Genomic DNA, 14,692 nt, shown 5'->3' with positions numbered 1-14,692 from the left:
TTTTGAACTGATTGGAAAGAAGGAATGTATGATGCAAGAATCACTCTCCACACGTGAGATGTGGCAAAAGGACATCTCGGCCGGCATCACGGTCGGTGTCGTCGCCATCCCGCTCGCCATGGCATTCGCCATCGCCTCAGGAGTCCCACCGGTATACGGGCTCTACACGTCCATTTTCGCGGGGATCCTCGTCAGCCTGTTCGGGGGTTCGACGTTTCAAATCGCCGGACCGACGGGAGCGTTCATCCCGATCGTCTCGGGTGTCGTCCTCGTATATGGATATGAAGGGTTACTCGTCACGACCGTTCTTGCGGGAATCTTACTGCTCCTCATGAGCGTGCTCCGGGTCGGACGGCTCATCCGCTTCATGCCTCGTGCCGTCACGATCGGCTTCACGGCCGGGATTGCCGTCGTCATCTTTGTCGACCAGCTCGATGAGTTGTTCGGGGTCACGTTTGAGAAGGCGCCGCATTTTCATGAGAACTTGCTTCGCCTCGGTCAGGCGTTGCCCGAAGCGAGTCCGTGGCCGATTGTCATTGCTGGGATTGGCTTTTTGACGCTTTGGCTCGTCCCGAAGCTGCCGTTCCGTTTACCGCTTTTACTCATGGCGATGCTCGTCCCGACGTTTGTCAGTCTTCTCATCCCGGGTGAGGTCGCGACCATCGGAAGTGCATACGGTGGCATCCCGAGCGGACTACCGGAATTCAACTGGCTTGCGATCGACATCAACCTAATCACAACGCTCATCCCGTCCGCGTTCGCTATCGCCTTCCTCGGTGCGCTCGAGTCACTCCTTTCAGGAACAGTCGCTGACGGGATGGCGGGGACGAAGATGAAGCCAGACAAGGAGCTGTTCGGGCAAGGGCTTGCGAACGTGATCACACCGTTCTTCGGTGGGATTCCATCGACAGGTGCGATTGCTCGGACGGCGACGAACATCCAAGCCGGAGCGGTCAGCCGACGTGCCGGTGTCATCCATGGACTCACGGTCCTCGTTGCGGTACTCGTCCTCGCCCCATTCGCGAGTTACGTGCCGCTCGCCGCACTCGCCCCGATCTTGATGCGGGTCGCCTGGAACATGTCCGAACGTCATCATGTGATGGCGATGTTACGTCATCGTTCATCCGAGTCGCTCGTCTTACTCGTCACGCTATTGTTGACGGTATTCGTCGACTTGGTCGTTGCCGTCGAGGTCGGCGTCATCTGTGCTCTCGCGCTCTTCGCGAAACGGATGGCGGATACGATCGATGTGCGTGAACGGACAGAACGGTACGTCACGCGGGACGGCCAAATCGTCTTCAGCGTCGAAGGCCCGCTCTTCTTCGGTGCGGTCGAGCTGTTCGAGCACGTCCTCCATCACATTCATCGGGAGCCGAACGTGTTCATCTTCAACTTCCATCGTTGTCCGGTCATCGACGTGACCGCGGTCGAGGAGTTGCGTCGTGTCGTCACCGAACTGAAAGCGGCCGAACGTCACGTCATCTTCGCGCACCTGTCTCCCTCGGTCCGCGCGACGCTTGCTCACTATGGTCTGCTCGACGGAATCGAGACGTTCGAGACGACCCAGGAAGCGATCGAGGCGTCTTAACGAACGGACAAGATGTCGGTGAACGGGACGCGGCGCACCTCGCCGTCGAACAGCTCGACTTCGCGCTCGGCATAATAGATGGCGTGGACATAGCCGCGCATGCTTTTCGTCAAGCCGTCCACGAACAAGGTCACTTCGACCTGGTCGCCTTCACGGATGGCCCGTTCGAGCTCGGTCTGCCAGAGATAGAGGAGCTGTTCGTCCAAATCGGGCAGTTCGATTTTTTGGATTTGTGCATAATAACGTTTCAGTAGGGCGACGTGCTCGGGCATGAGAAATGGGATCCATTTCAACTCACCCCGGTCACGATAGCGGGTCTTGCTCATGAGGAATCGCCTCCTTGTTTATGTCCGCCGATTAAACGTTGGCGCGTCCGGAGCGGACTGTCTTTTAGTAGGCTCGATGCCGGTCGGATCGTGCCGCGACCGAACCGGACGTTCAAGCCGTCAATCAAATCGAGGAAGTCGAGCCGTTTCGCCTTCGCCCATTCGTCTTCGAAGAACGATAACTGGACGTGGTCGCTCCGCGGCTCGAGCTTGCCGAGAGCGACCGAGACGTAGCGGACGGCCTCCGTCTCTTCCCAGCCGTCTAAAAATAACTGCACTAAGATGGGGAGAAACTCTTGCTCGTCCGCTGTGAAGCGGGGGAGCTTCTTTTGTTTACTGAAGCCACCCCGGTCGCTCGTTCGCGTATAGCGCACCCCGAGGTGGAGCGTCCCCCCGACGAGTCCCGCTTGCCGTGTCCGCATGCCGACCTCGACCGCGATCGCCTGTAAGACGAGCCGGATTGCGGAATACGTCGTGTAGTCTTTCATGAGGGTGATGCCGTGTCCGATCGACTTCGGTCGCGTCCGTTTCGCCCCGAACAAGGAGCTCGCTGGCAGGATGGTCGGCGACTCGTCGATGCCCCAGGCGTGATGCCAAAGTTCTGCACCGATCACACCGAACTTTTCATGAAGGGATTCGAGCGGATAGCGGGCCAAGTCCCCAATCGTCCATATACCGAGCCGCTGCAGGTGGACCGCCATCTTCGTCCCGACGCCCCACATCTTCTCGATTGGGGCCGGATGGATGAGTCGCTCGACGTCGTGGAGAAGGCACGTGGCGACACCCTTCTTTTTCGCATGCAAATCAAGGACGAGCTTGGCGAGGACGTTGTTCGGTCCGATGCCGATGGTGACGGGAATCCCTGTATAGCGAAAAATCGTCGCACGCATGAGGTGGGCGACGTGCTCGTCACTTCCGAACAGTCGCTCCGTCCCGGTCATGTCGACGAGCGTCTCGTCAATCGAATAGACGCGAATCGCCTCGGGCGGGGCGAACTGATGAAGGATGTGGATGATTTGGATGGAAACGTTCAAATAATGACTCATCCGCGCCTCGGCATAGAGGACGTCTTGCCGTTCGTGCCACGGGAGGCGGTCGATGTGGAAGCGACGTGACCCGGTCTTGATGCCGAGCTGTTTCATCTTCGGGGTCGCCGCGAGGACGAGCGCCCCGCTGTCCCGGAGGTTCGAGAGGACGACGAGCTTCGTGTGATAAGGATTTTTGTTGCGCGCGGCACACTCACAACTGGCATAGAACGAGACGCTGTCGATACAAAAGATTCGTCTGCGCATCGTCACCACTCCTTTTTACGAACGAATGTTCTGTTTTTTTCATCGTAACACGGTCTCACGTCATCTCAAATAGTGAATTGAAAATATTTTTACAAAGATTTTTTGAAAATTACCCAAAATTTATAGGTTTTCACGTGTCTAAAAACCAACTTTTAGGAAGTTTTCGTAAAAAAGTATCCGAATCGGTTCGATTTTCGTTATAATAGACGAGTATGTAAGTGATGAATTGATAGAAAGATGGAGGCTATTAGTGTGATCCAATTTGTAAAACAGTTAACGAATGATCAAAGCCGGCGTTTGAAAGCGTACGAACGACGGGTCGCGCGTATTAATGGATTAGAGACAACGATGAAAGCCCTCTCGGATGACGAGATGCGTACATATACGGAGACGCTCAAAGCACGTCTCTTGGATGGAAAGAAAGTGAATGACATCGCGGAAGAAGGGTTCGCTCTCGTCCGAGAAGCGTCGGTCCGTGTGCTCGGCATGCGTCACTATGACGTCCAGCTCATCGGTGGGTTTGCCCTCCTCGAAGGGAACATCTCGGAGATGCCGACCGGGGAAGGGAAGACGCTCGTCGCCGCCTTACCGAGTTACGTCAAAGCGCTCGAAGGAAAAGGTGTCCATGTCATCACCGTGAACGATTATTTGGCGAGACGTGACGCTGAACAGATCGGGAAGATTCATGACTTCCTCGGGTTGACGGTCGGCTTGAACGTACCAGACATCGAGGCGGACGAGAAGCGTTCTGCGTATCAGGCAGACATCACGTATGGGGTCGGGACGGAGTTCGGATTCGACTACTTGCGTGACAACCTTGTCCATAAGCCGGAAGAACGGGTCCAACGCCCGTTCCATTTCGCAATCGTCGATGAAGTCGACAGCATCTTGATCGATGAGGCGAAGACACCGCTCATCATCGCGCAAAAGGACCGATCGCACATTCGGTTGAAACAATTGGCGCAACAGATCATTTCCGAGTTCGGTGAGACCGATTACGAGGTCGACCTCGAGTCGAGATCTGCGACGTTCACGGAAGAAGGAATCGTCAAGATTGAAGAGCTGTTCGCCATCGACAATCTGTTCAGCGCCTCGCATCAGGTGCTCTATCACTATCTCGTCCAGGCGCTCCGGGCGAACGTCTTGTTCGAGCTCGACGTCGATTATATCGTCCGTGAAGACAAGATTGAACTGATCGATTTGTTCACGGGACGCATCATGGAAGGGCGGAGCTTGTCGGAAGGGTTGCATCAGGCGCTCGAGGCGAAAGAAGGCGTCACGATCACCGAAGAGAACAAGACGACGGCGGAAATTACGATCCAGCACTATTTCCGCATGTATCCGCTCGTCGGTGGGATGACGGGGACGGCCCAGACGTCACGCCAAGAGTTTTTGAAGACGTACAACATGGACGTCGTCCAAGTGCCGACGAACCGCGAGCGTCAGCGTGTCGACCATCCGGACCGCATCTTCATGACGACCGAGCAAAAGTATGCGGCGGTCACTGAAAAAGTGGCGGAATTGCATGCGACGGGACGTCCGGTGTTGATTGGGACGACCTCGATCGCACAGTCAGAAGCGATCAGCAAGCACTTGAAGAAGAAGCGGATCGAGCATGACGTGTTGAACGCGAAGACGGTCGCACAGGAAGCGGACATCATCGCAGATGCCGGTCAGTTCGGCAAAGTGACGATCGCAACGAACATGGCCGGACGCGGGACGGATATCACGCTCGATGCAAAAGCGAAGGAAGCGGACGGTCTCTTTGTCGTCGGGACGGAGCGCCACGAGTCAAAACGTGTCGACAATCAGCTCCGCGGTCGTTCGGGGCGTCAAGGCGACCCGGGTGCGACCGAGTTCTTCGTCTCGCTCGAAGATGAGATCGTGAAACGCTATACGGCGCAGAAGCTAGAGCGCATAGAGAAAAAATTGAAGCCGAACGCGACAGGTGAGGTTTCGTCGAAAGATGCAATCGAGATCATCGAATATGCGCAGACGACGATTGAAGGACTTGGCGTCTCGATTCGGGACTACTTGTTCAAACTCGACGATGTCTTGAACGAGCAACGCAATATCATTTATACGATTCGCAATCAGGCCGTCAACGCCGACGCGGATGCCATCACGAAAAACGTCCTCGGCATGATGCGCCTCGCTCTCGAGAACAGCATCGATATGCATGTATCGGATGAACTCGTGCCTGAGGAATGGCCAATCGATGAGTTGAAGGAAGACTTGCGCTACTTGACGATGCAGGAGCCGACATGGGCAAATGACATCGCGGATACGCGTGAACTGAAGGATGCCTTAAACGACTGGATGGAGACCATCATCGCTACGACGGCGTCACGCCTCGAACAGGACGACATCGTCCTCTTCGCAAAAGAGTCGCTTCTTCGTGCCGTCGACATGAAGTGGACGGATCATTTGACGACGATGAGCGGGTTGAAAGAAGGGATCGGTCTTCGTAGCTATGGGCAGGAAGACCCGAGCCGTCAGTTCGGGAAAGAGGGACTTGAAATCTTCGAACAGACGTATATCAATATCGCACGGGATGTCACGACGGAACTATGCCAGCTCGATCGCTACTTCGCAGAGATGGCAGAGGAGGAAGTATAATGTTAGGATTTCGTAAACGTAAACAAATCGAGACAGGAAACAAAGAGGAAGGACGCCAATTGACGCTCGTCATCGACGATGCGATGGGGATTCCAAAAGAGGATGAGTACGTCTTCCGTTACCACGCGAAACGACTTCCCGCACTTCTCGACAACCAGCTCTCGATCGAGTTGTTGAATGCCGAGTCGCTCGGACATGACTTGTCAATCGTGGCGTTGTTCCGCAACACGCTTCCGAGCTCGTTCGAAATCAACGAGTTGCCGGTCCTCTTGTTGGACGCGAACAACGTCCCAATCGGACGGAAGGTACTAGGGCGTTCTGAACTGCCGAGCTTTGAAGCGTGGACGAGCAAGCCGGTCTACTTGGACTTCTTCTTGGATGAGATGTTCGGCGAGGTGGAGTCGTACGACTCGCTCCGACTCGTCTTCCAAATGAACCCGATTGACCCGCTACAACTCGTATCACCGGAAGAAGAAGCGACATTCTCGAAACGAGCATGGCAACAGCTCATGAGAACGAATATCTCGACGCCACCGGTCGGGGAGAACGAGTTCAATTTGATGCTCGTCTCGGTAGAGAAAGAAGAGACGAACGTCACGGCGACGATTCTCCTCCGCAACGGTTATGACCGCCACTTGAACGTCGAGAAACTCCCGCTTGAACTCGTGAGCGGGGATGACGTAATCGGCTTCACGATGATTCGTCTTGAAGAGCCAGTCCATGGTAAACATGCGTACCCGGTATCGGTCACGTTTGAAGAAATTGAGGGCGATGGACCGTTCACCGTTCGTATTAAACAATGATAGGAGAATAGACCTGATTTCTGTAAAAAGAAATTAGGTCTATTTTTATACAAAATTTTAATAGGAGGGCAAGGCGGCTGGTGTTATATTGAATATGGTTAGACAATTATCAGCCAAAAAAAGGGGACAATCACATGAAAACCGCATTGAAATGGTCGATCGCGACCGCGCTCGTGTTACCAACCGTTTTGCCGCTACAGGCACCGAACGTTTTGGCAGAAGTGGACGAGGATATCGTCAAGCTCCGTTTCTTAGAGACGACAGACTTACATACGAACATCACGAACTACGATTACTTCCAAGACAAGGTTGACAACACGATCGGGTTGACGAAAGTCGCGACACTCATCAATGAACATCGTACAGCCGCTGGGGAAACGAACACGTTCTTGTTCGATAACGGGGATACGATTCAGGGGACACCGTTTGGCGATTACGTCCGTGAGAGCCAAGCTGAAAAAAATGAAGCGTTTGAACATCCGATGTACAAGGCGATGGCCGCATTGAACTACGATGCCGTCACACTCGGGAACCATGAATTCAACTTTGGTCTCGAATTCTTATACAACGCGATGGAAGGGTCGAAAGGGAAACTTCGCTTCGTCAACTCGAACGTCAACGATCTAGAAGGCAACCCGATCGTCTCGAAGTTCAACGTGGATGGACAAGAGGTCCAAATCATCGAACGAACGGTTACAGACATGGATGGGGAAACACATACGATCAAAGTCGGTGTGTTCGGAGTCGTCCCTCCGAAAATCATGTCATGGGATTCGGGGAACCTTCAAGGTCGTGTGACGGCAGAGGATATCATCCCGTCAGCACGTGAAGCGGTTCAAAAATTGAAAGACCAGGGAGCGGACCTCGTCGTCGCCCTCGCGCACTCAGGCATCGGCGACAGTGCAACACTTGCAGATGAACAACTCGACAGCGAGGAGAACGTCGGTTACGCGCTCACGAAGATTGACGGACTCGACATGGTCATGACAGGGCATCAACACGGTCGCTTCCCAGATGCGAAAGGTATGTTCGCCTCGTTCCCGAACGTCGACATGACGAAAGGGACAATCAATGGCAAACCGGTCGTCATGGCGAATAACCAAGGGAAAGACCTCGGCGTCATCGACTTCGAGCTCGAACTCGTAGATGGGAAATGGCAAATCATCGATGCATCAGCAACGCTCGACACGGTGACGGCTGATACGGCGGTCGACCCGACGATTCAAGCGTTGATTGAAGACGACCACTTGGCGACAATCGACTATATCAACCAACCGGTCGGTGAGATTCAAGACGACATCCAAAGTTACTTCGCACTCGTCCGTGATGATGCATCAGTCCAGTTCGTGACGAATGCACAGAAATGGTATGTCGAGAAAGAACTCGAGACGAACCCGGAACTTTCAGCGTATAAAGAATTGCCACTGTTGTCAGCGGGCGCACCGTTCAAAGCCGGTGGCCGTGAATTGACGGATGCGAGCTACTACACGAACATCCCGAAAGGGCAAATCGCTTTGAAAAACGTCGCGGACCTTTATGTGTATCCGAACACGCTCGAAGTCGTCAAAGTGACAGGAAAAGATGTCATGGACTGGCTCGAGATGTCAGCGGGTGCGTTTGACCAAATCGAAGAAGATGGCGAAAATTTACTCAACCTTCAATTCCGTAGCTACAACTTCGATGTTCTCGACGGTTTGACGTATGAGATCGATGTCACGGGTCCTGCGAAGTTCGATGTCGGCGGGAAGCTTGTCAACGAGAACGCGAACCGCGTGAAAAATGTCGAATATAACGGACAACCGATCAAGATGGACCAGGAGTTCTTGGTCGCGACGAACAACTATCGCGCCGGTTCTTCATCGTTCCCAGGTCTCGGTGGCGGGAAGAACATCGTCTATCGCTCAGCGTATGAGACACGTAACGTCATCTCGGACTACATTGTCGAAAGTAAAGACAAGTTAGACTACAAAGCCGACAACAACTGGAAGATTGTCGCGGACGCGAAACGTTCGGTGACATTTGAAACAGCGGATGCAGGGAAGCAGTACTTGAACCTTTACGAAGGAATCGAAGCGACAGACGCGACGCGTCAAGATGCGGCAGGTCGTCTCTTCCGCACCTATACGACTGAGCTCGAAGCGGCACCCGTTGACTTGACCCTCTCGGTCGATGTGATCAAGCCGGGTGCAAAAGTCGTTACCGGGAAGACGGCTCCATCTGCGAACGTGACGTTGAAAGATGGCAAGACGGTCCTCGCGACGACGAAAGCCGATGCACAGGGCATGTACCGTTTGACGGTCAAACCGCTCAAACTCCGTCAGTCGTTGACGATTGAAAGCGAATTGAATGGCAAGACGATGACAGAAACGAAAGTCGTCGGTGCAGGATTCGTCGGAGCGCCAGCGATTTCGAAGCGCTTGACATACACGAACACAAACGTTTTGACAGGAACGACTTCACCGGGTGCTAAAATGGTATTGAAACGTGATGGGAAACGAATCGCCTATGCGACGGCTGACACAGCAGGTAAATTTGAGTTCACAAAACGAATTGGTTTCGTTGCGGCAAGCTATGAAATCGAAGCGAAAGATGTCACAGGTAAAGTAGTGGAAACTAAATCATTTGTTCTCGAAGAACCTAAAGTGGTGACGCCGAAAAACACGAAAGGTGTGAAAATCGGCACTCGTGCATTGATTGGAAAAACAACACCGGGCGCGAAGGTCGTCTTGAAGGATGCCAAAGGAAAGCAAGTGGCGAAAGTGAAAGCGAGCTGGGCGGGAACGTATACGTTCACATTCAAAAAAGGTCTTGCGAAAGGAACGTATAAAGTCATCGCGAGTGACTATGATGGTTCTGGTGCAAAACAAGCTACATTCAAACTAAAATAAGAGTTGAACGACGTCCGATTCGGGCGTCGTTTTTTGTCGGATAAAAGTGTCTAAAATGTGAATGAAAGCCCTTACGTTATCGTTATATATTATGTATAATCAATCCTGTAATCGGTTACATGACACATGTAAACTTAAGAGCTGACGGGGATCGGCTACATACGTACGGAAAAGGGGACTGACAGATGATTACATTCTTCGTCGCACTCGCACTACTTTTGGTCGGGTATTTGGTATACGGTCGTTACGTCGAGAAGACGTTCGGCATCAAGGAGGAGCGGACGACGCCCGCCTACGCTTCCCAGGACGGCATCGACTACGTGCCGATGGGCAAGAAACGGAACTCGATGATCCAATTACTGAACATCGCCGGCGTCGGACCGATCTTCGGGCCGATCATGGGGGCGCTCTATGGACCGGTCGCCTTTCTTTGGATCGTGTTCGGGTCGATTTTTGCCGGAGCGGTTCATGACTATTTGACCGGGATGATTTCCCTGCGGAATAATGGGGCACACTTGCCACAACTAGCGGAAAAGTTCCTCGGACGTTCGCTTCGCCATATCGTCAACGGGTTCGCACTCTTACTTTTACTTCTTGTCGGAACGGTGTTCGTCACGTCTCCGAGTAACATGATCAACAACTTGTTCGACGGGGACGCCTCGACGCTCATGTTCGTCATCTTCGGCATCTTCGCCTACTACATCTTGGCGACTCTTCTCCCGGTCGACAAGATCATCGGGCGCATCTACCCGTTCTTCGGGGCGCTCCTCGTCGTCAGCGCCATCGGGATTGCGGTCAGCCTGTTCGCACAAGGCTACCAGATCCCGGAGATGACATTGACGAACATGCACCCGGACGGTCTGCCGGTCTGGCCGCTCCTCTTCTTCACGATCTCGTGCGGGGCGCTCTCCGGATTCCATGCGACACAGTCGCCGATCATCTCACGGACGACGATGAACGAGAGCAACGGCCGCTCCATTTTCTACGGCATGATGATCGCGGAGGCGGTCATCGCGATGGTATGGGCCGGGGCGGCGATGGCCATCTTCGAGCCGGGTGAATTGCTTGGACTTATCAGCGCGGGGACGCCGGCACTCGTCGTCCAGGAGGTGGCGACGCTCATGCTCGGCAGCATCGGCGGGACGCTCGCAATCCTTGGTGTCATCGTCTTGCCGATCACGTCAGGCGACACGGCGTTCCGTAGCGCCCGGATGATCATCGCCGACTACTTATCGATCGCACAGAAGAAGTTCTCGTCACGCCTTTGGATCGCGCTCCCACTCTTCGGGGTCTCATACGTGCTCACGAACATGGACTTCCAGATGCTTTGGCAATACTTCAACTGGGCGAACCAGACGACGGCGGTCATCGCACTGTTCGTCGGGGCGATGTATCTCTATATCAAAGGACGCAACCATTACATCGCGCTCCTTCCGGGGACGTTCATGTTGTATGCGGTCTGGTTCTACATCTTGACGGCGCCGATCGGCTTCGAGCTCGATGGGGTCCTGCCGTACGTCATCTCGACACTCGGGACGCTGACGCTGCTCGTCCTGTTCCATAAGCGGGCACGCGCGATGCGGGCGGCACAGATGGAGTGTGACATTCCAGTGAAAGAAGTCGCATAATTTTAACACGGGCCAATCTGTGGTCCGTGTTTTTGATTGCTTTCAAATCGGGAACTGTCCATACTAGAGGGAACAGTTATGGAAGGTGGGAGCATATGGAACAAAAGCAACTAAAAGAGATGCTCCATGCCGACACGCTCGGGGAAGAGATTGCGAGCGCGATCACGCACGGCTTAGGAGTCATCTTCAGCATCGTCGCCCTCGTCTTACTCGTCATGAGTGCGACGGAAAGCGGGAGCACGTGGAACGTCACCGCGGTCAGCGTGTTCGGGGTATCGATGATTTTACTCTACCTCTTCTCGACACTCATGCACGCCATCCCGCATCCACGGGCGAAACGGGTGCTACAAGTGTTCGACCACGCGGGCATCTACTTACTCATCGCTGGAAGCTACACACCGTTCGCCCTTGTGACCCTTCACGGGACGCTCGGTTGGATTCTTTTTGGGATTGTGTGGGGTGTGGCGATTCTCGGGATCGTCTGGAAGCTATTTTCGACCGGGAAGTACATGTGGGTATCGAATGTGACATATCTCGCACTCGGCTGGATCTGTATTATCGCCATCCGTCCATTGTACGAATCACTCGGTCATCAAGGATTCATGCTTCTCCTCGCGGGAGGGATCGCCTATTCGGTCGGAATCGTGTTTTATGTGTGGCAAAAATTGCCGTTCAATCATGCGATTTGGCACTTGTTCGTGTTAGCGGGAAGTGTGCTCATCTTCCTCAGTATTCTGCTCTATGTCGCACCTTCGACAAGCCTATAAGACAGCCGTCCTACGGGGCGTCTGTCTTTTTTGAAAGCGAAGGAAGAAAGTGTTGAAAACGGTTACAAAAATACAGACGAATTGACGTTTGTGTGTCATAATAATTTCAGACATCATCATAGAGATAGATGGGTGTAAAAGTAAGGGGGACAATCAGATGGAAAAAGTGTTGCGCGATGGATTTATCTACATGTCACAAAACAAAACACTCAACAGTTTGGCAAAGAAATATGGCCTACGATTTGGTGCATCACGCTTTGTAGCAGGGGAAGACTTTAAGGCGTCTGTTCCGACGATTCGCGAACTAAACGCGAAGGGCTTGTCGGTCACAGTCGATCATCTCGGGGAATTTATTCAGACAGTCGAAGAAGCAAATACGAATCGCGATGAAATTATTCGTGCGGTTGAAATTATGGCAGAAGAGCAATTAGATGCCTATATGTCACTCAAACTGACGTCACTCGGATTCGATATATCGGACGAGTTGATCGAAGACAACATGCGTCACATTTTGACGGTCGCACAAGAAGTAGGGGTCTTTGTGGCCATCGATATGGAAGATGAGCAGCGTTGTGAGAAAACGCTTGAGCTGTTCAAAAAGCTGAAAGCGGAATTTGATGGCCTCGGGACGGTCATCCAATCGTACTTGTACCGCTCAGAAGATGATATTAATCATCTCGCGCCGCTCAAGCCGAACCTCCGCATCGTCAAAGGGGCATATAAAGAGCCAGCGACGGTCGCGTTCCCAGAAAAAGAGGACGTCGACCACAATTACTTGAAACTCGTCAAACTCCACCTTGCGAACGGAAACTACGCATCCATCGCGACACACGATGACCATATGATTGACGACGTGATCGAACACGTCAAAGAAAACAACATCCCGCTCGACCAGTTCGAGTTCCAGATGTTATACGGCATCCGCGTCGAGCGTCAACTCGAGCTCGTGCGCCAAGGATACAAAGTCCGTGTCTACGTGCCATACGGCCGTGACTGGTACGGTTACTTCATGCGCCGCCTCGCGGAACGCCCGGCGAACGTGGCGTTCGTGTTAAAAGGAATGGTGAAGAAATGAGAAAAGCACGAACGTCCGTCGAGGATGTTCGTGCTTTTTGATGTATGGATCACGTCGATGCGTTCGGCCATCTAACTAGCGGAGGTGCTACGATTTCTTGTTCTCGTCCTCACTTACCCAAAACTCCGGACCGATTTGATCGGACAGCCAAAAGAACAGTTCTTGATGTTCTTCTGGATGCACATCCTGCAGAGCACCTGGATTAAATATATACTGTTTATTTTGAATGAAATCTTCTCGGATGAAATCAGCCATATGGTACGGACCGTATCCGTAGGAAGTATTTACGTCAGGCGGAGGATTTTCTTCCATTCGAACAGCCATATGTGTTTGCGCTAAAAATGTAAACATTCGCGCGAGAGCGAGATAGCCTTCAGCGTTGCCGACGAAGTTGACGCCTGCTGCATTCAAATTGATTTCCATCTTGGCATCATGGTCAAAATGCGGATCGAACTCTAAAATATCTTCGTCGTGCTCTTCGTCGTACGCATCATCATTGTATTGGTTTGTCATTGACTAGCCTCCATATTTACCTATTTGTCATTATTATACTCAGTGTACGACGTAGATGGTCAGGTTGTTTTTCAGTGCCAGGTAAATGCGTCCGTCGGCACCCTGACTCATGCAGGAAAGCAATCCGACGAAGACCCCGCAGTGCCGGGAACGGCGCGAGGAGGCTTCAGGATTGCCTGCTGAAAGCATGGGCGACGAAAGAATGCACTGCACAAAAAGAAGACTCAGCTACGAACTGAGTCTTCGATCGATTATCCGTTCACGACCGTCCCACCGTTGACGTGAATGACTTGACCACTGACGTATGTCGAATCATCGCTTGCGAGATAGACGTATGCCGGTGCGAGCTCGGCCGGTTGTCCCGGTCGCTGCATACCGGACGAGTCTCCGAACGATTTGACTTTCTCCGCGTCGAAAGTTGACGGAATGAGCGGCGTCCAAATCGGTCCCGGGGCGACCCCGTTGACGCGAATCTTCTTGTCCGCCAAGTTTTTGGCGAGGGAGCGGGTGAACGCCGTAATGGCACCTTTCGTCGACGCATAGTCGATCAATTGGTCGTTTCCTTCATATGCCGTGATGGAAGTCGTATTGATGATGCTCGCCCCTTCTTTTAAATAAGGGAGAGCCGCTTTCGTTAAGTAAAACATGCTGAAGATGTTCGTGCGGAACGTCTTCTCGAGTTGTTCGTCCGAGATGTCGAGGAGCGATTCCTGCGGATGCTGCTCGGCGGCGTTGTTGACGAGAATATCGATGTGTCCGAACGTTTCGAGCGTCTCTTCGACAACTTGCTGGCAGAATGAAGATTCTCCGAGATCCCCTTGAAGGAGCAGACAGGCTTGACCTAAGTCCTCGATCCGTTCTTTCGTCGCTTCCGCGTCCTCAAGTTCGTTTTGGTCTTTGTAGACGATGACGGAGTTCGCGCCTTCATGGGCGAAGAAAATGGCGACCGACTTCCCAATCCCGGAATCTCCACCGGTGATGATGGCGACCTTGTCTTTTAACTTGTCACTTCCTTTATAATCTTCTCGTTCATAGATGGGGAAAGGTTCCATCTTCGAATCGATCCCTGGTTGATGCGCCTGTTCTTGGGCACTCTTTTGGAACGACTCAAAATCCTTTCGATTGCCGGTAGTATTTAAACGATTATCTCGCATGTATACGTTCCCCTTTCTAAATTTGACTCTTTTTGTTTA

At 52.8% G+C, this 14,692-nt stretch carries 11 protein-coding genes; 7 read left to right on the top strand and 4 right to left on the bottom strand.

Going from position 1 to position 14,692, the window contains the following annotated elements:
* The first annotated feature begins 31 nt into the window (after positions 1–31).
* Positions 32–1,588: a SulP family inorganic anion transporter gene (locus KNO95_RS06590; RefSeq protein WP_251125095.1), complete on the top strand. Its 1,557-nt coding sequence runs from the start codon at positions 32–34 to the stop codon at positions 1,586–1,588.
* Here KNO95_RS06590 and KNO95_RS06585 read toward each other — a convergent pair.
* Together KNO95_RS06585 and KNO95_RS06580 are read right to left on the bottom strand one after the other, a co-directional pair.
* Positions 1,585–1,914, bottom strand: a complete 330-nt coding sequence (locus KNO95_RS06585; RefSeq protein ID WP_214703435.1) for a YolD-like family protein — start codon at positions 1,912–1,914, stop codon at positions 1,585–1,587. The genes KNO95_RS06590 and KNO95_RS06585 overlap by 4 nt on opposite strands.
* Complete coding sequence (locus tag KNO95_RS06580) at positions 1,911–3,206, bottom strand: Y-family DNA polymerase (protein WP_214703436.1); 1,296 nt, start codon at positions 3,204–3,206, stop codon at positions 1,911–1,913. The genes KNO95_RS06585 and KNO95_RS06580 overlap by 4 nt, the downstream gene beginning before the upstream one ends.
* A 252-nt stretch (positions 3,207–3,458) precedes the next feature.
* Here KNO95_RS06580 and secA2 point away from each other — a divergent pair, with 252 nt between their 5' ends.
* The 6 genes from secA2 (at position 3,459) to KNO95_RS06550 (ending at position 12,986) form a co-directional block, all read left to right on the top strand.
* Positions 3,459–5,825, top strand: a complete 2,367-nt coding sequence (gene secA2, locus KNO95_RS06575) for an accessory Sec system translocase SecA2 (RefSeq protein ID WP_214878513.1) — start codon at positions 3,459–3,461, stop codon at positions 5,823–5,825.
* On the top strand, positions 5,825–6,628 hold the full coding sequence (locus KNO95_RS06570) for an SLAP domain-containing protein (RefSeq protein ID WP_214703438.1): 804 nt from the start codon (positions 5,825–5,827) through the stop codon (positions 6,626–6,628). Before secA2 ends, KNO95_RS06570 begins: the two co-directional genes overlap by 1 nt.
* 134 nt (positions 6,629–6,762) lie before the next feature.
* Positions 6,763–9,516: a bifunctional 2',3'-cyclic-nucleotide 2'-phosphodiesterase/3'-nucleotidase gene (locus KNO95_RS06565; RefSeq protein WP_214878512.1), complete on the top strand. Its 2,754-nt coding sequence runs from the start codon at positions 6,763–6,765 to the stop codon at positions 9,514–9,516.
* Between the two features lie 185 nt (positions 9,517–9,701).
* Complete coding sequence (locus KNO95_RS06560; protein ID WP_214703440.1) at positions 9,702–11,144, top strand: carbon starvation CstA family protein; 1,443 nt, start codon at positions 9,702–9,704, stop codon at positions 11,142–11,144.
* Positions 11,145–11,239: 95 nt separating this feature from the next.
* Positions 11,240–11,911: a PAQR family membrane homeostasis protein TrhA gene (gene trhA / locus KNO95_RS06555; RefSeq protein WP_026825468.1), complete on the top strand. Its 672-nt coding sequence runs from the start codon at positions 11,240–11,242 to the stop codon at positions 11,909–11,911.
* Between the two features lie 157 nt (positions 11,912–12,068).
* Positions 12,069–12,986 carry a proline dehydrogenase family protein gene (locus KNO95_RS06550; protein WP_026825469.1) on the top strand — a complete coding sequence of 306 codons (918 nt, stop codon included), beginning with the start codon at positions 12,069–12,071 and terminating at the stop codon, positions 12,984–12,986.
* A gap of 87 nt (positions 12,987–13,073) precedes the next feature.
* On the opposite strand, the gene KNO95_RS06545 is transcribed toward KNO95_RS06550, so the two are convergent.
* On the bottom strand, positions 13,074–13,499 hold the full coding sequence (locus KNO95_RS06545; RefSeq protein WP_214703441.1) for a hypothetical protein: 426 nt from the start codon (positions 13,497–13,499) through the stop codon (positions 13,074–13,076).
* Between the two features lie 251 nt (positions 13,500–13,750).
* Positions 13,751–14,653: an SDR family oxidoreductase gene (locus KNO95_RS06540; protein ID WP_214703442.1), complete on the bottom strand. Its 903-nt coding sequence runs from the start codon at positions 14,651–14,653 to the stop codon at positions 13,751–13,753.
* Between the last annotated feature and the right edge of the window lie 39 nt (positions 14,654–14,692).

Source organism: Exiguobacterium sp. ERU653 (genome assembly GCF_018617775.1).
Taxonomy (GTDB): Bacteria; Bacillota; Bacilli; order Exiguobacteriales; family Exiguobacteriaceae; genus Exiguobacterium; species Exiguobacterium marinum.
The sequence above is the reverse complement of the archived record's forward strand: the minus strand, read 5'-3'. Positions and strand labels throughout refer to the sequence as shown.

What these genes read in the sequence shown, in the direction of transcription:
- KNO95_RS06565 (WP_214878512.1), top strand. Translation starts at nt 6,763, where the DNA reads ATGAAAACCGCATTGAAATGGTCGATCGCGACCGCGCTCGTGTTACCA.
- trhA (WP_026825468.1), top strand. Translation starts at nt 11,240, where the DNA reads ATGGAACAAAAGCAACTAAAAGAGATGCTCCATGCCGACACGCTCGGG.
- KNO95_RS06540 (WP_214703442.1), bottom strand. Translation starts at nt 14,653, where the DNA reads ATGCGAGATAATCGTTTAAATACTACCGGCAATCGAAAGGATTTTGAG.
- KNO95_RS06570 (WP_214703438.1), top strand. Translation starts at nt 5,825, where the DNA reads ATGTTAGGATTTCGTAAACGTAAACAAATCGAGACAGGAAACAAAGAG.
- KNO95_RS06590 (WP_251125095.1), top strand. Translation starts at nt 32, where the DNA reads ATGCAAGAATCACTCTCCACACGTGAGATGTGGCAAAAGGACATCTCG.
- KNO95_RS06545 (WP_214703441.1), bottom strand. Translation starts at nt 13,499, where the DNA reads ATGACAAACCAATACAATGATGATGCGTACGACGAAGAGCACGACGAA.
- KNO95_RS06560 (WP_214703440.1), top strand. Translation starts at nt 9,702, where the DNA reads ATGATTACATTCTTCGTCGCACTCGCACTACTTTTGGTCGGGTATTTG.
- KNO95_RS06580 (WP_214703436.1), bottom strand. Translation starts at nt 3,206, where the DNA reads ATGCGCAGACGAATCTTTTGTATCGACAGCGTCTCGTTCTATGCCAGT.
- KNO95_RS06550 (WP_026825469.1), top strand. Translation starts at nt 12,069, where the DNA reads ATGGAAAAAGTGTTGCGCGATGGATTTATCTACATGTCACAAAACAAA.
- KNO95_RS06585 (WP_214703435.1), bottom strand. Translation starts at nt 1,914, where the DNA reads ATGAGCAAGACCCGCTATCGTGACCGGGGTGAGTTGAAATGGATCCCA.